Source organism: Streptosporangium sp. NPDC049078, from assembly GCF_040648855.1.
Lineage (GTDB): Bacteria > Actinomycetota > Actinomycetes > Streptosporangiales > Streptosporangiaceae > Streptosporangium.
Genome location: NZ_JBEZEL010000007.1, coordinates 107595 through 125067 on the forward strand (window position 1 = coordinate 107595; position 17473 = coordinate 125067).

Annotated in this window: 17 protein-coding genes; 10 read left to right on the forward strand and 7 right to left on the reverse strand. The window is 70.9% G+C overall.

The annotated features are described in order from the left end of the window. The first annotated feature begins 93 nt into the window (after nt 1–93). Entirely contained in the window at nt 94–651 is a 558-nt protein-coding gene (locus AB0B90_RS13435) for a TrmH family RNA methyltransferase (RefSeq protein ID WP_350948345.1), read from the forward strand. A 49-nt stretch (nt 652–700) separates the two neighbouring features. Here the strand turns inward: AB0B90_RS13435 and AB0B90_RS13440 are convergent, their stop codons facing one another. Next, nucleotides 701–2389 carry a ubiquinol-cytochrome c reductase cytochrome b subunit gene (locus AB0B90_RS13440; RefSeq protein WP_350948344.1) on the reverse strand — a complete coding sequence of 563 codons (1689 nt, stop codon included), beginning with the start codon at nt 2387–2389 and terminating at the stop codon, nt 701–703. Between the two features lie 286 nt (nt 2390–2675). On the opposite strand from AB0B90_RS13440, the gene AB0B90_RS13445 reads away from it, so the two are divergent. The 4 genes from AB0B90_RS13445 to AB0B90_RS13460 all read left to right on the forward strand — a co-directional run bounded on the left by AB0B90_RS13445 (nt 2676) and on the right by AB0B90_RS13460 (nt 6484). Continuing rightward, a complete protein-coding gene (locus AB0B90_RS13445; protein ID WP_350948343.1) occupies nt 2676–3473 on the forward strand; it encodes a glycerophosphodiester phosphodiesterase family protein in 798 nt (265 codons plus the stop codon). Between the two features lie 76 nt (nt 3474–3549). Beyond that, nucleotides 3550–4905 carry an MFS transporter gene (locus AB0B90_RS13450; RefSeq protein WP_350948342.1) on the forward strand — a complete coding sequence of 452 codons (1356 nt, stop codon included), beginning with the start codon at nt 3550–3552 and terminating at the stop codon, nt 4903–4905. 147 nt (nt 4906–5052) lie between these two features. Further along, the gene (locus AB0B90_RS13455; protein ID WP_350948341.1) at nt 5053–5397 is read left to right on the forward strand and encodes an RNA polymerase-binding protein RbpA; all 345 of its coding nucleotides are present in this window, start codon (nt 5053–5055) and stop codon (nt 5395–5397) included. A gap of 259 nt (nt 5398–5656) precedes the next feature. Beyond that, entirely contained in the window at nt 5657–6484 is an 828-nt protein-coding gene (locus AB0B90_RS13460; RefSeq protein WP_350948340.1) for an isocitrate lyase/phosphoenolpyruvate mutase family protein, read from the forward strand. A 133-nt stretch (nt 6485–6617) separates the two neighbouring features. Here AB0B90_RS13460 and AB0B90_RS13465 read toward each other — a convergent pair whose 3' ends face one another. Continuing rightward, nucleotides 6618–6878 (reverse strand): hypothetical protein, encoded by a 261-nt coding sequence (locus AB0B90_RS13465; protein WP_350948339.1) that lies wholly within the window; start codon nt 6876–6878, stop codon nt 6618–6620. Nucleotides 6879–7196: 318 nt separating this feature from the next. Here AB0B90_RS13465 and AB0B90_RS13470 point away from each other — a divergent pair, with 318 nt between their 5' ends. Together AB0B90_RS13470 and AB0B90_RS13475 are read left to right on the forward strand one after the other, a co-directional pair. Further along, entirely contained in the window at nt 7197–8069 is an 873-nt protein-coding gene (locus tag AB0B90_RS13470; RefSeq protein WP_350948338.1) for an MHYT domain-containing protein, read from the forward strand. 108 nt (nt 8070–8177) lie between these two features. Beyond that, on the forward strand, nt 8178–9455 hold the full coding sequence (locus AB0B90_RS13475) for an aminoglycoside phosphotransferase family protein (RefSeq protein WP_350948337.1): 1278 nt from the start codon (nt 8178–8180) through the stop codon (nt 9453–9455). Nucleotides 9456–9598: 143 nt separating this feature from the next. On the opposite strand, the gene AB0B90_RS13480 is transcribed toward AB0B90_RS13475, so the two are convergent. Then, nucleotides 9599–9784 (reverse strand): hypothetical protein, encoded by a 186-nt coding sequence (locus AB0B90_RS13480; protein ID WP_350948336.1) that lies wholly within the window; start codon nt 9782–9784, stop codon nt 9599–9601. Nucleotides 9785–10305: 521 nt separating this feature from the next. Between AB0B90_RS13480 and AB0B90_RS13485 the strand changes: the two genes are divergently transcribed. Further along, nucleotides 10306–11433, forward strand: a complete 1128-nt coding sequence (locus AB0B90_RS13485; RefSeq protein WP_350948335.1) for a S1 family peptidase — start codon at nt 10306–10308, stop codon at nt 11431–11433. 65 nt (nt 11434–11498) lie between these two features. Then, nucleotides 11499–12065 (forward strand): snapalysin family zinc-dependent metalloprotease, encoded by a 567-nt coding sequence (locus tag AB0B90_RS13490; RefSeq protein WP_350948334.1) that lies wholly within the window; start codon nt 11499–11501, stop codon nt 12063–12065. 127 nt (nt 12066–12192) lie between these two features. Here the strand turns inward: AB0B90_RS13490 and AB0B90_RS13495 are convergent, their stop codons facing one another. Then, on the reverse strand, nt 12193–12684 hold the full coding sequence (locus AB0B90_RS13495; RefSeq protein ID WP_362922641.1) for a GNAT family N-acetyltransferase: 492 nt from the start codon (nt 12682–12684) through the stop codon (nt 12193–12195). 255 nt (nt 12685–12939) lie between these two features. On the opposite strand from AB0B90_RS13495, the gene AB0B90_RS13500 reads away from it, so the two are divergent. Further along, on the forward strand, nt 12940–13383 hold the full coding sequence (locus tag AB0B90_RS13500) for an SRPBCC family protein (protein ID WP_362922643.1): 444 nt from the start codon (nt 12940–12942) through the stop codon (nt 13381–13383). Here the strand turns inward: AB0B90_RS13500 and AB0B90_RS13505 are convergent. The 3 genes from AB0B90_RS13505 to lnt all read right to left on the reverse strand — a co-directional run bounded on the left by AB0B90_RS13505 (nt 13370) and on the right by lnt (nt 16852). Next, nucleotides 13370–13933, reverse strand: coding sequence for an FxsA family protein (locus AB0B90_RS13505; protein ID WP_362922645.1), 564 nt, complete (start codon nt 13931–13933; stop codon nt 13370–13372). The two genes, AB0B90_RS13500 and AB0B90_RS13505, sit on opposite strands and share 14 nt — an antisense overlap. 220 nt (nt 13934–14153) lie before the next feature. Then, entirely contained in the window at nt 14154–14906 is a 753-nt protein-coding gene (locus tag AB0B90_RS13510; protein WP_350948330.1) for a polyprenol monophosphomannose synthase, read from the reverse strand. Then, nucleotides 14906–16852 (reverse strand): apolipoprotein N-acyltransferase, encoded by a 1947-nt coding sequence (lnt, locus tag AB0B90_RS13515; RefSeq protein ID WP_362922647.1) that lies wholly within the window; start codon nt 16850–16852, stop codon nt 14906–14908. The genes AB0B90_RS13510 and lnt overlap by 1 nt, the downstream gene beginning before the upstream one ends. Between the last annotated feature and the right edge of the window lie 621 nt (nt 16853–17473).

Below are 17473 nucleotides of genomic sequence, written 5' to 3' on the forward strand. Positions count from 1 at the left end.
ACGGTCACCGCGGACAGAGCGCGGAACGACCCCTGAACGAATTCTGAACGAACCCGGAACGAACGAGGAACGACGAGAAACAGTGAACGACCGATGACGGCGAATCCGCGCAGGCAACTGCGCCCGACCGATGTCAAACGCCTCAACCGCACCTGGCGGAGGAACACCGAAGGGCGGCTGGCTCTGATCCTGGAGTCGGTGACCGGCCCGTTCAACATCGGCTCCATCTTCCGCACGGCCGCCGCCTTCGGTGTGGAGCGGATCTGGCTGGCGGGCAACGCCACCCCGCCGACCAACCCCAAGGCGCAGAAGACCGCGCTGGGCACCGACAGGCTGGTGGCCTGGGAGGAGCCGGTCCCCGTCCTGGAGGCCGTACGGGCGGCGAAGGAGGACGGGTTCGCCGTGGTGGCGGTGGAACTCACCGGCGACGCGGTGCCCCTGTCCGAGGCCAGGCTCGACGGCGACGTGTGCCTGGTGGTGGGCAGCGAGGACCACGGCTGCTCCCCCGCGCTGCTGGAGGCCGCCGACGGCGTCTGTTACATCCCTCAGGTCGGCCGGGTCGGGTCGTTCAACGTCGCGGTGGCGGCGGCGATCGCGATCGCGGAGGCCCGCCGCCAGGAGTGGTCGGGCAAGGTGCCCGCCGAGGAGTGACGGCCCTCGACGGGCGAGGTGCCGCCCGAGGAGCGACCGCCCCGGCCGGTCACGGCGACCTCTTCTCCTCCGTTCCGCGGCCGACGGCCGCGCGCCCGGCGCGGTCGCGCCCGTCGTGCCCGCCGCTCCCCTCACGCCCGTCGTGACCGTCGTGATCCCCGTCGCCGAGCGGGACCTTCTCGCCGCCGTACGCCCTGCTCATCCTGGCGCGGAGTTCGCGCAGCGGGTGGTGCTTCCCTCCGCGCGGCGGGGCGCCGTCCCCGTCGCCCTCCTCGGCCGCCCCTTCGAGGATCGGGACCGGCTCCTTGCCTCGGACCTGGGCCTCGATGGATTCGAGGGGGGGAACGTGGACCTCGAAGTACTCACCCGTGGGCCGACGCTTGATCACACCGGTCTCCACGCCGTGACCGAGGGCGTCGGCGTCGCGGCGCTGCAGCCCCAGGCAGATCCGGTAGGTGACGAGGTACGCCAGTGCCGGGCCGAGGAAGACCAGGACCCGGCCGATGTAGATCATCTTGTTCAGCGAGAGGTGGAAGACCGAGGCGATCACGTCGTTGGAGGCCATCAGCCACAGGACGCCGTAGAACGTGACCGCCGACACGCCGATCGCGGTGCGGTGCGGGTTGTTTCGGGGACGGTCCACGATGTGGTGCTCGCGGCGGTCCCCGGTGACCCACTGCTCGACGAACGGATAGAGCGCCAAGCCGGTCAGGATGATCCCCAGAGGGAGCAGCGCCGGGATCAGCACGCTCATCGGCAGCGTGAAGCCCAGGAAGTTGATCTCCCAGGAGGGCATCAGGCGCAGCGAGCCGTCCAGGAGCGCCAGGTAGAAGTCGGGCTGGGTCCCCGCCGAGATGTCGGACGGCACGTAGGGGCCGTACAGCCAGACGGGGTTGATCTGGGCGAAGGTGCCCAGCAGCGCGACGACGCCGAAGGTGAACATGAAGTAGGCGCCCGATTTGATCATGAAGGAGGGGTAGGTCGGCGCGCCCACCACGTTGTCGTTGGTGCGGCCCTTGCCCGGCATCTGCGTGTGCTTCAACACCCACGTCAGGATCAGGTGGGCGGTGATGAGCGCCAGCAGTACGGCCGGGATGAGCAGGATGTGGATCGAGTAGAAGCGGGCGATGACGTCCTGGCCGGGATACTCGCCGCCGATGAGGAAGAAGCTGAGCCAGGTGCCCACCACCGGCAGCGACTGCGCCACACCGGCGGTGATCCTCAGGCCGGCACCGGAGAGCAGGTCGTCGAGCAGGGAGTAGCCGGTCAGGCCCTCGAACAGCGCGAGAGCGAGCAGGGCGACGCCGATCAGCCAGTTCAGCTCGCGCGGCTTGCGGTAGGCGCCGTTGAAGAACACCCGCAGCATGTGGATCATCATGCCGCCGATGAACAGCAGGGCCGCCCAGTGGTGCATCTGCCGCATCAGCAGGCCGCCGCGCACGTCGAAGCTGAGGTCCAGCGAGGAGGCGTACGCCTCGGACATGGTGACGCCCTTGAGCGGCGAGTAGGAGCCGTTGTAGACGACCTCGTTCATGCCGGGCTTGAAGAAGAACGTCAGGAACGTGCCGGTCAGCAGCAGGATGACGAACGAGTAGAGAGCGATCTCGCCCAGCAGGAACGTCCAGTGGTCAGGAAAGATCTTCCGCATGTTCCGCTTGAGGAACGTCGCCGCGCCGAGGCGATCGTCGAGGAAGACGCCCACGCGCGCCAGGCGTCCGGGAGTGCTTCCCGTGCTCATGCGCGGCCTCCGTTCTCACAACCAGGGCCTCGACGCCACCTGCCCCCGAAGAAGGAAAAACCGGGCGTAACGGCGAGACACCCCGTGGACAACCAGGTGTTTTTCCATCATCCACGGCGATGGGCAGGCCAGGGCAAAGCCTTGCCCCGGGTCAGGTCGGCGCCGGGCGGCCGCTGTCGCGCCCTCCGTCCCGCTCCGCCCGTCCCCTCCCGTTCAGGGCCTTGTGATCCAAACGTTCACCTGCCCGCGATGACGCGCCCGGCCCGCAGGGGGCATACTCCTGCACGTGCAACGCCGTTACGCCTTCCTCGACCATCCCGGCCCGCTGCCCTTCGCGCACAGGGGTGGTGCCGCCGAGGGCAGGGAGAACACCTTCCCCGCCTTCGAGCGGGCCGTCGAACTCGGTTACACGTATCTGGAGACCGACGCGCACGCCACCTCCGACGGAGTGCTGCTCGCCTTCCACGACCACACCCTGGACCGGGTGACCGACCGCAGGGGCAGGATCGCCGGACTGCCGTACCGGCTGGTGCGTGAGGCGCGGATCGGCGGCGTGGACGAGATCCCGCTGATGGAGGACCTGCTGGGCTCGTGGCCCGAGGCACGCTTCAACATCGACGTCAAGGAGTCGGCGGCCATCGCGCCGCTCGCCGCCGCGGTCAGGCGGACCGCCTCCCACGACCGGATCTGCCTCACCTCCTTCTCGGAGGAGCGGCTCGCCAGGGCCCGTGCCGCGATCGGCCGTGACGTGTGCTCATCGCTCGGCCCGCGCGGCGTGGCGACCCTGCGCGCCGCCGCCTCCACCTCCGGCTACGGCCGCCTGCTCGCCCGCCTGGCCCGCGCCGGGGTGCCGTGCGCGCAGGTGCCGGTCGGCTTCCGCGGCCTGCGGATCACCACGCCCGCACTGATCCGCACGGCGCACGCGCTCGGTATGCAGATCCACGTGTGGACCGTCAACGACACCGGGGTGATGGAACGCCTGCTCGACCTCGGCGTGGACGGGCTGATGACCGACAACATCTCAGGACTGCGCGGCGTGCTGGAGTCTCGCGGCCAGTGGTATCCGGGCCGTCTCGCCGCGTAAGCCGTATCCCCGCGATCCCCTGTTTCCCCTCTCCTCTCCCCGCCTCCCCCTCCCCCCGAAAGACCGAGGACCGCCCATGACCTCAGAACAGGTCGTCGAGGACTCCCCCCAGTCCCGCCGCCGCGAACAGCGCGGCTGGTACTTCTACGACTGGGCGAACTCCGCCTTCCCGACCACCATCCTGACGGTCTTCCTCGGCCCGTACCTGACGACGATCGCGGAGACCGCCGCCCAGGGACGCCCGTACGTGGACGTGATCGGGTTCGACGTGCGGCCCAGCGCCTACTACTCCTTCGTGGTGGGCTGTGCGGCCATCCTGCAGATCATCCTGATGCCCGTCGTGGGCGCGCTGGCCGACCACACCGGCAGGAAGAAGGAGCTCCTCGGTCTCTTCGCCTACCTCGGCGCCGGCGCGACCGTCTGCTTCTGGTTCGTCGCCGACGGACGTTACCTGCTGGGCGGCGCGCTGTTCCTGGTGTCCAGCGTCGCCTTCGCCGCCGCGTTCGTGATCTACAACTCGTTCCTGCCGGAGATCTCCACGGCGGACGAGCGTGACAAGGTCTCCGCCAGGGGCTGGGGTTTCGGCTATCTCGGCGGCGGCCTGCTGCTCGCCGTCCACCTGGCCCTGTTCCTCTATCACAAGTCCTTCGGCATCACCGAGGGCGATGCCGTGCGCATCGCCCTGTCGTCCGCGGGCCTGTGGTGGGGCGGGTTCACGATCATCCCGCTGCTGCGGCTGCGCAACCGGCGGGCGCTCCCCTCGGGCGCGGAGAACGTGGGCCAGGCCATGACCGGCAGCTTCCGGCAGCTGGGCCGCACGATCAGGGAGCTGCGACGCTACCCGCTCACCCTGGGTTTCCTCGTCGCCTATCTGATCTACAACGACGGCGTGCAGACCGTCATCTCCTTCTCGGCCACCTACGCCGACAAGGAGCTCGGGCTGGACCAGAAGGTACGGATCGCGGCGATCCTGATGGTGCAGTTCGTCGCCTTCTTCGGCGCCCTGCTGCTCGGCAGGCTCGCCGCCTCGTACGGGGCCAAGCGGGTCGTGCTGGCCGCGCTGATCGCCTGGATCGCCGTGGTGGCCGTGGCCTACTTCCTGCCCAAGGGCGCGGCCCTGCCCTTCTTCGCGCTGGGATTCGCCATCGCGATCGTGATGGGCGGGACACAGGCCCTGTCGCGATCGCTGTTCTCCCACGTGATCCCGAAGGGCAAGGAGGCGGAGTACTACAGCCTGTACGAGATCAGCGACAAGGGCTCGACGTTCCTCGGCTCGTTCACCCTCGGCCTGGCGCTCCAGCTGACCGACAGCTATCGCCTGGGAATCATCTCTTTGGTGATCTTCTTCGTGCTCGGATTCGTGCTGCTCGCCCTCATCAACCTGCCCAAGGCCATCAGAGCGGCCGGAAACCAGGTGCCGGAACGCATCTGAGAACCCCAGAAAAAAGGGTCCTTCGCAGACCGGGTCAAGAACGTGCGATTGGATCACCCTGTCTGTGGGAATCCACACACGGTACCAAGCGTTGTACGCCGTGGGAGACGAACCCCTCACGACGGGGCCCTCAGGAGGCATTCAGACATGGGCGAGCGTGCGCTACGCGGCACCAGACTCGGGGCGACCAGCTACGAGAACGACCGCAACACCGATCTGGCCCCGCGCCAAGAGGTGTCCTACACCTGCCCGAAGGGCCATCGATTCGACGTTCCGCTTGCCGCTGAAGCAGAGATCCCGGCGACCTGGGAGTGCCGCATGTGCGGCGCGACCGCCCTCCGGGTGGACGGCGAGCAGCCGGAGGCCAAGAAGGCCAAGCCCCCGCGAACGCACTGGGACATGCTGCTGGAGCGCCGCACGATCGAGGACCTGGAGGAGGTGCTCAACGAGCGCCTGGCGATTCTACGCGCCCAGCGCCGCAAGAGCGCCTGACCGAATTCGGAGAGTTGGCGACCCCCGGCCCCACGAGGGCCGGGGGTCCGTTCTTTCCCGTCCCCGGCCTCTCCCCCTGACCGTCGCTTCCCCCACTCGCCCCGAGGCTTCCAAGAGCCTCACCCTCCCGCTCGGAAAGAGCGTCCCCGCCTCGGGGGTCGTCCGGCTCTTCCAGGCGGTGAACGAGGCGAAGTGGCCTAACCGGCTGGTTGGGAATTGGTGCTTAAGATCGATCCACTTCCCGGCTAGGGTCGCTTCCATGACCATTTCCACCAGTGAGGACACCGGCGGTTCCGCGCCGACGACGGCCCATGAGAAAGCCACGGCACTACGGGCGCTGCACGTACCCGGCCGTCCGCTGGTAGTGCCCAACGTCTGGGACGCCGCGTCGGCCCGTGCGGTCGAGGCGGCGGGCTTCCCGGTGATCGCCACCGGCAGCGCCGCGATCGCCCCGGTGCTCGGCTACGACGACGGCGAGGAGACCCCGGTCGAGGAGATGCTGGCCGCGATCGCCAGGATCAGCCGCTCGGTCGGCCTGCCCGTCACCGCCGACATGGAGCGCGGCTACCGGCTTGAGCCCGCGGAGCTGGTCGAGCGGCTCGTCGCCGCGGGGGCGTCAGGCTGCAACCTGGAGGACTCCGACCCCCGTACGGGCGCGATGATCGACGTCGACGAGCAGATCGCCTTCCTCTCCGCCGTCAGGAGTGCCGCGACCGACGCGGGCGTGGACCTGGTGATCAACGCCCGAGTCGACGCCTACATGCAGGGGCCGGGAAGCCCCGAGGAGCGGCTGACCGAATCGGTGCGGCGGGGGCGCGGTTACCTGGAGGCGGGCGCCGACTGCGTCTATCCGATCTTCGTGGCCGAGGCGGAGGCCGTTCGCGCGCTGGTCGAGGGGATCGACGGGCCGATCAACATCCTGTTCCGTCCCGGCACACCGTCCATCGGCGAGCTCGCGGCCCTCGGGGTGGCCCGCGTGAGTTTCGGCCACGGCCTGCACAAGGCTGTGCAGGCGTACGCGGCACGGATGCTCGCGGCGATCCGGGACGGCGAGAGCCCTTATCCCTCCGAGCCTCCCACCCCCTGACTCCGACGGCCCGGGCCCTGGAACCGTCTGATCTCGACGGTCCAGGGCCCGGTGACCCGTCCGTCCCCACGGGGCCCGGCGCCCTCCGACCTCGGCACCCGGGCCCCCTCACGCCTCCGCCCGAGGGTGGCCATCACCACTCGTCGGCGGGCAGGTCGACGCCGTTGACGCGGTCGTATATCACTACCCCGTCGGACAGCCTGACCACGCGCACCCTCCTGGCGAGCCCTGCCGTCTCCAGGCTGCGCGCCGAGTTCACCGCGTACTTCGGGAAGTGATAGCGGTCGTGGGTGCCGCCGTGCGGCTCGTCACGCTCGCAGACCACCTCGTAGCGGTCCTCCGGCCATACCGGAGGCGGTGGCGTCTTCTGTCCTCGACCGGCGAGCCTGCTCATCGGCCCGCCTCCTCTCCTGGGATGTTCACGTCAAGTGAGTGAGACAGTCACCGCGTGCTTGGTTTAGACATTCGTAATCACCCCATTATGGCCATGCGCAACCGAAGAACTGTAAGGTGAGCTCCCCTCGTAGTGATTGGCCGATCAACCAGTCACTACCCGAACCACCCCACGGCCACCTCATGGCCATCCCACGACCACTCCCGCACGCCAGCTCGGCCTGACTCCGTCCTGGCACGTTCCATCCCCCCGCACGCCAGCCCGGCCTGACCCCGTCCTGGCACGTTCCATCACCCTCCCGCATGCCAGGAGTTCGCCATGTCCCCCATCGACCATTTCGCCTACGGGCTCGTCACGCCGGTCGCCTCGTACATCATGTCGAGCACCGGATCCCTGCTGGGACTGCTGTTCGCCGCGCGGGCCCGAGGGGCGGAGGGCAGCTCACGCGCGCTCTGGCTCGGCGGCGCGGCCCTGTCCATCGGCGGGACCGGCATCTGGGTGATGCACTTCATCGCGATGATGGGCTTCGACGTCATGGGCACGTCGATCCGCTACGACGTCCCGCTCACCGTCGCGTCCGCACTGCTCGCGATCGTCGTCGTCGGCGCCGGCCTGTTCCTGGTCTCGCACCGGGAGAACAGCACCGGCGCGCTCCTCGGCGGCGGGCTGCTGACCGGCCTGGGCGTGGCCGGAATGCACTATCTGGGCATGGCGGCCATGAACATGTCCGCACACGTGAGCTACGACCCCCTCCTGGTCGGACTGTCGCTGATCATCGCGGTGGTCGCGGCGACGGTGGCACTCTGGTTCAGCGTGCGCGTGCGCGGGGCACTCGCCACCACCGGCGCCGCCCTGCTGATGGGCTTCGCGGTGAACGGGATGCACTACACGGGGATGTTCGCCATCGGGGTCGAACTCCACGGCACCCCCGCACCGACGAGCGGAGCACAGGGAATGGACTTCATGCTGCCCCTGCTCGTCGGGATCAGCATGCTCAGCCTCGGTCTGCTTCTGGCGATCTTCCTGTCCCCCTCGGAAGAGGAGATGCGCGAGGACGCGAGACTCCTGTCCCAACTGCGGCGCGATCGCCCGAGCGAGAACCCCCGGCCCGCGGGGTCGATGGAGCCCCACGCGCGGCCGGCCCGGCGGCACGAGCCCTCCCTCTTCGACGACCACAACTCCGGGCACTGACCGAGGACCGGCCACCCGGGCCCGGCAGCGCCGCCCCTCGTCCTCCTCCGCCTCGGCCCCGGGGAAAACCCGTGGCACCGACCGCTTCCCCGCGGGCACACTGCCCCCGTGAGCGAAACATCGGGCCGCACGGTGAGCGCCTTCGTGACGTCGGGCACCGAATGGCTGGGAACCGTGGGCCCGTTCCCCGTGGCCGAACCCTGGTGGGCCGAGGTCGGTTCGGTCGTGACCCATCTGGAGGGCGTGCTCGGCACGCCCGTGGTGGTGCTGCGCCTGGTCGACGTCGAGAACGGCGGCGGCCCTCGCGATGGCCCTCGCGACGGTCACACGACCTATCACGTCGAGGCTCTGGACCGTCCCGCGGCCGGTCCGGCCGACCTCCGGCCCGGCGCCCCGGACGTGACCGGCAGGCCGGTCCTGGAAGATCTGGCGGGCCCCGTGGCGCACCGGGCGGAGTGGGCGAAGGCGTCCGGAGCGCGCGAGGCACTGGCCTGGGCCCAGGCCGCGCTGCGTGAGGCGGGCAGACCCGCCGAGGGTCCCGTCCGGCAGGTGAGGACCTGGAACCTGGCGGGGTTGTTCCGCATCCCCACGCGCCCGGGACCGGTCTGGCTGAAGATCACTCCTGGGTTCGCCTCCGACGAGGCCCGCGCGATCGGGATGCTCGCGGCGAAGGATCCCGGCCTGGTGCCCGCGATCGTGGCGGCCGACACCCCGAACCGGCGGGTGCTCCTGGAGCACGTGCCCGGCGGCGACTGTCACGGGGCGTCGCGGGAGATCGTCGTCGAGGCGGTGAGCCGCCTGGCGAGGGCACAGGCGGCCCTCGCCGAACACGGGTGCGCGCCACCCGACGGACTTCCCGACCGCACCCCCTCGGCTCTGGCCGCGCTGGTGGGCGGACTGCTCGACGGTGAGGCGGCCGGTGACCTGAACACCGGGGAGTTGCGCCTCGCCCACCGGCTCGCCGGTCGTCTGCCGTCGCTCGCCGCCTCGCTGGAGTCATGCGGCCTGCCGTGCACGCTGGTGCACGGCGACTTCCATCCGGGCAACTGGATGGCGGGACCGCGCGGCACCGTCGTGCTGGACCTCGCCGACAGCCACTACGGCCACCCCGTCCTCGACGGCCTGCGCCCCCGTGACTTCCTGCCCGGCGACCTCTGGGAAGCGGCCGCGGAAGCCTGGCGCGAGACGTGGGCCGCGGCCGTCCCCGGCTGCGACCCGGCCCGCGCGCTGGTCCTGGCCGAACCTCTGCAGCACCTCGCGTACGCGGTCCGCTATCAGGAGTTTCTCGACAACATCGAGCCCAGCGAGCGGCGGTACCACGAGGGCGACCCGGCGCAGGCCGTCCGCGCGGCCGTGACCGCCGCCGAGGCGATCGGCGTCCTCTGAAGCCGGGGGACGCCGGGCGACGCCGAAGAACACCGAGGGACGCCTGTTTCCGAGAGGGCCTCCCGCCGGGAGGTCACCGGGGACGGCGCCGCCGGACCTCTCGCGCCCGCGGGCCGTTTCCCTGCCGGCCGTTCGATCGCCCGTCACTCACCCGCGCACAGGGCGGGAGCCTTCTGGTGCGGGTAGACGTGGTCCAGATCGTGGTCGGGAGGCAGGACGCAACGGCGCTCGTCGCCCTCGGTGTGCGGGCATCGCAGCGCGTCGCTGCGGCGCGGCAACGTCGCCGTCTCCTCGCTCCCGGCGTCGGTGACGGCGGCTTCGTCAGTCATGGTGCGTGTCCTTCTGTGGCATCCGGGCGGTGACGGCCGGATGGTGAGCGGCCTGGACGACGGCCCGCGCGGGGCGTGCCCGGGAGAGGAGGGGAACGGGCGTCGTGAGGGCCCCTCTCCACCGATCGGCCGCACGTGCGGCGCGGCGATGCGTCCTCGCGAGTTCCGGATGCACAGAACAAGTCATTGACGCTGCTCCGTTTGGTCACTGTTGGTAACTGTCGAGAATCGGCACCTGTGCGCCGAAGGCGCGGTGACCAGTCTTTCAGAGTTCCCCCCGGCCGCGCGAGTAGGGGAAGCACCTGATCGTCCATCACTCCCCGCCGTTTCGGCCATATTCCTGAACCGTTTCGGTCGCATCGCCTCTCCGGGAGGAAGGTGTTCGCGAGCACCGCGCCCTCAACCTCACCCCAGGCCCGAAGGTGATCAAGCCCCCATAACATCGCGATAGGGATTTTTTGGGAGATCCCCCCGCATGCTTCTCACCAATACCTTGACATCACCCCTCACAAGGAGTGTGCATGTTACGTCGAGGTACCCTTCTGGCTGGAGCCGCCACCGTGGCTCTGTACCTGGTCGCCACCGTGTCGCCCGCCGTCGCGACAACCGCCCCCCCTGCCCCCGCCCCCCAGCCTCCGGCCGCGATGCTCGAGGCTCTCCAGCGCGACCTCGGCCTCACCGCCGAGCAGGCCGTCCAGCGCCTGGCCAACGAGCACCGCGCGGCCGCCTCGGAGTCCGCCCTGACCCAGGAACTGGGCGCCAAGTACGGCGGCGCCTGGCTCAACGGCGACGCCTCCCAGCTCTCCGTGGCCACCACCGACGCCTCCGCCGCGGCCGCCATCAAGGCCAAGGGCGCGCAGCCCGTGGTCGTCAGCCGCTCCCTCGCCGACCTCGAGGCCGTCAAGGCCAAGCTCGACGGCGCGTCGGCGGAGGCGAAGGCCGGCGCCTCCCTCTGGTACGTCGACGTCACGACCAACAGCGTCGTCATCCTCACCGGCGACCAGGCAGCGGGCGAGGCCCTCGCCGCGGCCGCGGGCGTGGACAAGGGCGTCGTGAAGGTGACGCTCTCCGCCGAGAAGCCCGAGCCCTTCATCAACATCATCGGCGGCAACGCCTACTACATCGGCGGCAGCCGCTGCAGCATCGGCTTCTCCGCGCGCCGGGGCACCGCCCCCGGCTTCGTGACCGCCGGTCACTGCGGTAGGGCGGGAGCCACCACCAGCTCCCCCTCCGGCTCCTTCTACGGCTCGTCGTTCCCCGGCAACGACTACGCCTGGGTCTCCACTCCCGGCCACACCGTGACCCCCTACGTCCGCGGCTCCGGCGGCGCCAACGTGGTCGTCCGCGGCTCCACCCAGGCCTCGGTCGGCTCCTCGATCTGCCGCTCCGGCTCCACCACGGGCTGGCGCTGCGGCACCATCCAGCAGCACAACGCGAGCGTCACCTACGCGCAGGGCACGGTGAGCGGCCTGACCCGCACCAGCGCGTGCGCCGAGCCAGGCGACTCCGGCGGCTCCTTCATCTCCGGCAACCAGGCACAGGGCGTCACCTCCGGTGGCTCGGGCAACTGCTCCGTCGGCGGTACCACCTACCACCAGCCGGTCAACGAGATCCTCTCGGCGTACGGGCTGACACTCGTCACCGGCTGATCTCGCCTCCTCACCAGCCTGCTCCCCGTGAGCAACCCCCCGATGGCCGAGGAGGCCCGCCAGAAATGTCAAGGATCATTCGCTCCGGCGTCGCCCTCATCCTGGGGCTGGCCTTCCTGGTGACGGTCACCCCCGCCCAGGCCGCGCCCGCCCACGCGGCGGACGCCCGCACGGCAGCGGTTCGCGTGCTCAGGTATGACGCGAGCAGGGCCGCGGAGTTCCGATCCGCCGTCGACCAGGCGGCCCAGATCTGGAACTCCAGCGTCTCGAACGTACGACTGGTGGCCGGCAGCCCCGCGGACTTCGTGGTGCTCGCCGACAACGGCTGGCCTCGTGCGCAGCCCACCAGCCTGGGCCGCGGAACCGTGTGGATGGGCCGGCAGGCGACCGCGGAGGGTCACAACCCGCTGCGGATCGCCACCCACGAGATCGGCCACATCCTGGGCCTGCCCGACCGGCGTACCGGCCGGTGCACGGACCTGATGTCCGGCGCGAGCGCGGGTACGAGTTGCACCAACGCGAACCCGAACGCGGCGGAGAAAGCCGAGGTCGAGCGCAACTTCGCCGGATTCGCCCCGGCGGTCGACTTCGGCCGGATCTACGTCGACAGTCCCGAGCACGCGGCGTCCTAGACCCCGCGAGCACCTCGCCGGTCCGGCCGTCCCCTCGGCCGGGCCGGCGAACCCGTGTCCGGGCGACCGGCCCGGCACGGCCCCGGTAACCCGGGGAGCCGTTCTTCGCCGCGAGCGAGAGGGCGGATCAAAGAGGCTTCTGGAAGCAGAGGGAGCCCGGGAGACGGTCGTAGGGCGGGAAGACCGGGACGGGTGTGTAGCCCTCCCGCTCGTACATCCTCACCGCGTCCGGCTGGCGGGGGCCTGTCTGCAGGACGACCCGGGGCGCGCCCAGCGCGCGGGCGGCGTCCTCGGCGGCGGCCAGCAGGGCCCGTGCCACGCGGGTGCCCCGATGGGACAGGGTCACGAACATCCGCTTGAGCTCCAGGTCGCCACCGAGCCTGCGCAACGCCACGTGCCCGACCGCGACGCCCTCCGCCACGTAGGCGACCCCGGTGTAGGCGACGCTCTCCGGCTCGACGTTCATGCCATCGGGCACGAGGCCGATGACGGCGAGCAGGTCGGCGTAGCGGGCGTCCATCTCCTCCGTCATCGCTCCGCGGAGCGCCACGGCCGCCGCGTCGTCCCAGCCGACCGGCCTGACCTCGACCAGGTCGGCTCCCTGTGCGAACGCGGTCATCGCGAACCCGCCCCTCTCCACGCTCTCCCGGTGTCGTTCTTCCCGTCGCGAACCGTCCCGGGCGCGCCGTGCCGTCACGTCTTCGCCCTCTCAGGGTCCACAGTCACACTGAATCTCGACCTGAAAAGGAGAAAAACGAGATTCTTCCAGTACCTTCGCCGGCGCCCGTCACCGCCCACGGCAGGATCTCACGGGCACGGGGGCACGGCGAGGTGTCCGGAGGGTCGGCCGGCGGAGACGGGGAAGGAACCGTGGATGACCCGTTCCCACATCAGCGTCTCCGTGGACGCGCACGCCCGGCCCGAGCAGGTGTTCTCGGTCCTGACCGACTGGCCGAGGCACCACGAGTGGATGGTCCTGACCCGGGCGCGCGTCACCGCCGGAGACGGTCGCGGCACCGGGAGCCGTCTGGAGGCCTTCACCGGGGTGGGACCGGCCGGGTTCCTCGACACCATGGAGATCACCGAGTGGGATCCGCCGAGGAGCGTGGGAGTCCGCCACACCGGACGGCTGGTGCGCGGCACCGGGGTTTTCCGCGTGCTGCCCCGCGAGGGCGGCGGCAGCACGATCGTCTGGAAGGAGGACCTCGACGTGCCGTTCGGCGCGGCCGGTCGGCTCGGCTGGCGGGTGATCAAACCGCTGAACGCGGCCCTGTTCCGGCTCTCGCTGCGCCGCCTGGCCGCGCTCAGCGACCGATGATCCCCCGGTCGGAGTCCTTGGTCCCGCCTGGGCCTCCCGCGTCACCCGGCTCGTCGCGGATGACCTCGCCGTGGACGACCGGCCCGGAACCCGGGGGCCTCCCGCCGTCGCGCGACACGTCGAAGGGCGAACCCGCGCCGAACGGCGAGCCGAGCCCGGCACCACCCGCGTTCCTCTCGACGAGGGTGCGGATCCGGCGGGCGAGAAGCCAGGATCCGAGCCCGCGGACCATCGGCCGGGTGAACGGCAGCAGGCACAGGAGACCAAGGACGTCCGAGAGGAATCCCGGAGCGATCAGCAGCATGCCGCCCACGAGGGTCAGCCCGCCACCGGCGAGCTCGCGCTCGGGTGCCCGGCCGCTCTGCAGCGCCTCCTGAAGTCTGCGCCAGGCCCGGCGGCCCTCGCGGCGCACGATCCAGGCGCCGAGCAGGCTGCCGGCGAGCAGGAGGGCCACCGTGGGCCACCCGCCGATGAGCTGACCGACCTGGATGAGCACCCATATCTCGAGGAACGGCACCACGAGAAAGGTCAGGAACAGCAGAATGCGCATTTTTCGCCTCAACTCGTGCGACAGCCGTACGACATGAACAACGTCCCGAAGCGGCGGCGCGTTCCGCGTTCGCTCAGCGTGGACGGTTTTCTCAGCGTCCTCAGGCCCTCAGGGCTTCAGCCGGCTCTCAGGACGGTGCTCCCCTCCGAACCGGGGGCGGCCTCACGGAAGCGGCGCGGGCGGCCAGGATCGGCCGGCCGCGCCACCGCGGGGCCAGGGGTCAGCGACCTCGGCGGCGGCGCAGGCGGGCGGGCAGACCGGTGACACCCCAGACGGTGACCCGCCACAGTGCCTCGACCACGATGCCGCGGCTCATCTTGCTCGCCCCGACGGTGCGCTCCACGAAGGTGATGGGCACCTCGGTGACGCGCATCCCGCCGCGAGCCGTGCGCAGGGTCAGGTCCACCTGGAAGCAGTAGCCCCGCGACTCGACGTCGTGCAGGCTGATCTTCTCCAGGGCCGAGGCACGGTAGGCGCGGAAGCCCGCCGTGGCGTCCCGGACCGGGAGGCCCAGCATCAGCCGGGTGTAGACGTTCGCGCCGCGCGACAGGAACTCCCGCGAGACCGGCCAGTTGACGACCTTGCCGCCGGGCACCCACCGGGAGCCGATCGCCAGATCGGCCCCCTCGGCCAGCGCGTCCAGCAGCTTGGGCAGCTCTTCCGGCTGGTGGGATCCGTCGGCGTCTATCTCCACGAGAACGCCGAACCCCTCCTCAAGACCCCAGCGGAAACCCGCGATGTAGGCGGCGCCCAACCCCTGCTTGCCACCCGGCCGGTGCAGCACGTGGACGTGGTCGTCGTCGGCCGCCAGCTTGTCGGCGATCGCTCCCGTGCCGTCGGGGCTGTCGTCGTCCGCGATCAGGAGGTGGGCGTCGGGGACGGCCTCGCGCAGCCGCCGGGTGATCAGCGGCAGGTTCTCCCGCTCGTTGTACGTCGGGACGATGACGAGCACCCGACCAAGCATCCGCTCCATCACGCGTCTCCCACCTGCTGATCGTCCTCCCGGTTCGCGAGGTGCCCCGCACCGGGCGTCCGGCGCCGCCAGGCGGTGGCCACCGCACCCGCACCCACAAGTATCAAGGCCCACTCGGGCAGCGCACCCACGCGTGTGGCGATGGTCTGCGCGGTCCTGACCGGAACGGTCAGGACGTTCATGGCGGGAACCAGCTCACCGGTGCGCCAGGCGATCGAACCATTCGGGGTCACATATGCCGATATACCAGTAATTGCGGAAGTGATCACAGCCCGATTGTGCTCCACGGCCCGCAACTGGGACATGGCGAGTTGCTGCGACGGCAGGTTGGTCAGGGCGTAGGTGGCGTTGTTGGTCTGCACCACCAGCGGCGTGGCCCCCGTCCTGGCGGTGTCGCCCACGATGCCGTCGAAGGCCACCTCGTAGCAGTTGATCGCGCCGACGGTCACCGGCCCCAGCCTGAGGTCGCCGTCGCGGGTGCCCGCCACCGACTGCTTGCCGACCAGGGAGGCCCGCTCGAACAGGGCGAGCACGAGGCCCTGGAGCGGGGTGAACTCCCCGAAGGGGACCAGCTGCTGCTTGTCGTAGTGGGCGCCGGGGCCGGTGACCGGATCCCAGACGATGCTGCGGGTCGCCCGGTTGTTCTCCCCGATCCCGACCACGGCGCCGACCAGGACGGGCACCCCGATGTCCTTGACCGCCGCGTCGATCTCGCTCCGGGCGAACTCGTTGCGCAACGGGTCGATGTCGGTGGAGTTCTCCGGCAGCACGACCAGGTCGGGACGGGGTGTCCTGCCCTCTCGCACATCCCGTGCCATCTGGTGGAGCATCCGGGTGTGGTTGCCGAGGACCACGGCGGGCTCGTCGCCCAGCGGGTGCATGCCACGGCCGGGAACGTTGCCCTGGATGACGCCGACGGTCACGCTCCTGCCCTCGTCGCCGTACCGGGGAACGGCGAGGGCCGCGACCGGCACGGCCAACGCCCCGGCGAGCGGCAGGGCCAGTGCCCGCCCCCAGCGCGGGCCCCGGGCACGGCGGGGGCCGGGAACCACGGGAGAGCCGGAGGACTCGGGCGGAACCTCGGCCGAGGCCGGGAGCCGGTCCGTGCGCGAGAGCGACCCTTGGGACTCGGCCGAGGCCGGGACCTGAGCCGAGACCGCGCTCGAGGCCGGGGCCGTGATTGGAGCGGGGGCCGTGGCCGGGAAAAAGCGCAGCACCGCCAGGGCGAGCAGGCCACCGCACAAAGCCACCGCGAAGCTCACCAGCGGAGCCCCGCCGAGCGCGGCGTACGGGGTGAAGATCGACTCCCCCTGGCTGAAGGCCACTCGCGCCCAGGGAAATCCGCCGAAGGGGAACTGCCCCCGCGCCCACTCGGCCGCCACCCAGAGCGCGGCGCCCCACAACGGCCACAGACGCAACCGGGTCACCACCGCGACGCCCGTCCCCCACGCGGCGTAGAAGGCGCTCTCCATGGCGACCAGCCCCAGCCAGGCGTCGGTGCCGATCGGGCTCACCCAGTGCAGAGCGGGCAGCAGCATGGCGAGACCGGTGAGGAGGCCGAGCCAGGTGCCCCGGCGCGGGCGGGTGCCACGTACGGCCAGGATCGCCGAGGCCATGCCGAGCGGCGCGAGGAACCAGAGCCCGAGCGGCGGGAAGGCGAGGAACATCAGCAGGCCGCCGGCCACCGCGCCCGCGGCCCGGGCGAGCGGCACCAGGCGCGAGCCGGGGGACGAAACCTCCGCGCCGGGCGGGCCGCCCGCGACACCGTCCGCACCGTCCGCCGGCACGGCCGCGGCACCGTCCGCCGAGCCGTCCACCGGGCCGGCGGTCGCCCTCCTCGCGGGACCGGTCACCGAGCCGGTCACGGAACCGGCCGCCGCACCTCCCGCGGGAACGCCCTGCGTGGGCCGCTCCGGTACCGGAGCGGCCGTCTTGTCCTGCACCACGGGCGAGGCTCCTTGCGATGTCGTGCGGCGGGTGACGTCTGGCCTTCCTGACCGGTCTTGCTAGCCGGAACGCTACCGCCCAGCAGGCACGCCCCCAAAAATTCTCCGCCACATTAATCAGAAGCAACACCAAAGCACTTCAAACCCAGCAAAACCCCGATAAGCGGACTCCAGACGCGGCAACGGGGCGGCCCGGGGGGGGGGTTGTGGCCCCCCGCCGCCCCCCCCCCGTGGGCCCCCGCGGCGCGCCCCCCGCCGGCGCGCGGGCGGCCGGGGGGTGCCCCCCCCCCCACCCCGGGCCGCCCCGACGCTTGCGGCGCTCGCACGGGAGCGGGAAGAGGGCCCGGACGACCCTTCGGACCGGTTCCGTCCCGTCGGCGGCGAGCGCGGATTGCCGTTGTCTACTGGGTGCCCGGACCCCTCCTGGGTCCAACCCCCCGCCCGGAAGGAGTGCCCCGCCTCGACGGACTGCCGGCCCTGCGCCTGGCTGTACGGACGGGGAAGACCCCCGTCACGGGCGCAGGAGACGACGATGTCGAAAAGCGGCCGACCGGCCAGTCCCGTGCTGGACTGGGCAGCAAACTACCGAGCCCAGCGCAGATGTCAACCGTGTCACTAACA

Coding starts and splice junctions, on each gene's coding strand:
- AB0B90_RS13505 (WP_362922645.1), bottom strand. CDS start 13,933: ATGCGCATTCTGCTGTTCCTGACCTTTCTCGTGGTGCCGTTCCTCGAG.
- AB0B90_RS13440 (WP_350948344.1), bottom strand. CDS start 2,389: ATGAGCACGGGAAGCACTCCCGGACGCCTGGCGCGCGTGGGCGTCTTC.
- AB0B90_RS13480 (WP_350948336.1), bottom strand. CDS start 9,784: ATGACTGACGAAGCCGCCGTCACCGACGCCGGGAGCGAGGAGACGGCG.
- AB0B90_RS13490 (WP_350948334.1), top strand. CDS start 11,499: ATGTCAAGGATCATTCGCTCCGGCGTCGCCCTCATCCTGGGGCTGGCC.
- AB0B90_RS13465 (WP_350948339.1), bottom strand. CDS start 6,878: ATGAGCAGGCTCGCCGGTCGAGGACAGAAGACGCCACCGCCTCCGGTA.
- AB0B90_RS13460 (WP_350948340.1), top strand. CDS start 5,657: ATGACCATTTCCACCAGTGAGGACACCGGCGGTTCCGCGCCGACGACG.
- AB0B90_RS13470 (WP_350948338.1), top strand. CDS start 7,197: ATGTCCCCCATCGACCATTTCGCCTACGGGCTCGTCACGCCGGTCGCC.
- AB0B90_RS13455 (WP_350948341.1), top strand. CDS start 5,053: ATGGGCGAGCGTGCGCTACGCGGCACCAGACTCGGGGCGACCAGCTAC.
- AB0B90_RS13510 (WP_350948330.1), bottom strand. CDS start 14,906: ATGGAGCGGATGCTTGGTCGGGTGCTCGTCATCGTCCCGACGTACAAC.
- AB0B90_RS13485 (WP_350948335.1), top strand. CDS start 10,306: ATGTTACGTCGAGGTACCCTTCTGGCTGGAGCCGCCACCGTGGCTCTG.
- AB0B90_RS13500 (WP_362922643.1), top strand. CDS start 12,940: ATGACCCGTTCCCACATCAGCGTCTCCGTGGACGCGCACGCCCGGCCC.
- AB0B90_RS13435 (WP_350948345.1), top strand. CDS start 94: ATGACGGCGAATCCGCGCAGGCAACTGCGCCCGACCGATGTCAAACGC.
- AB0B90_RS13495 (WP_362922641.1), bottom strand. CDS start 12,684: ATGACCGCGTTCGCACAGGGAGCCGACCTGGTCGAGGTCAGGCCGGTC.
- AB0B90_RS13450 (WP_350948342.1), top strand. CDS start 3,550: ATGACCTCAGAACAGGTCGTCGAGGACTCCCCCCAGTCCCGCCGCCGC.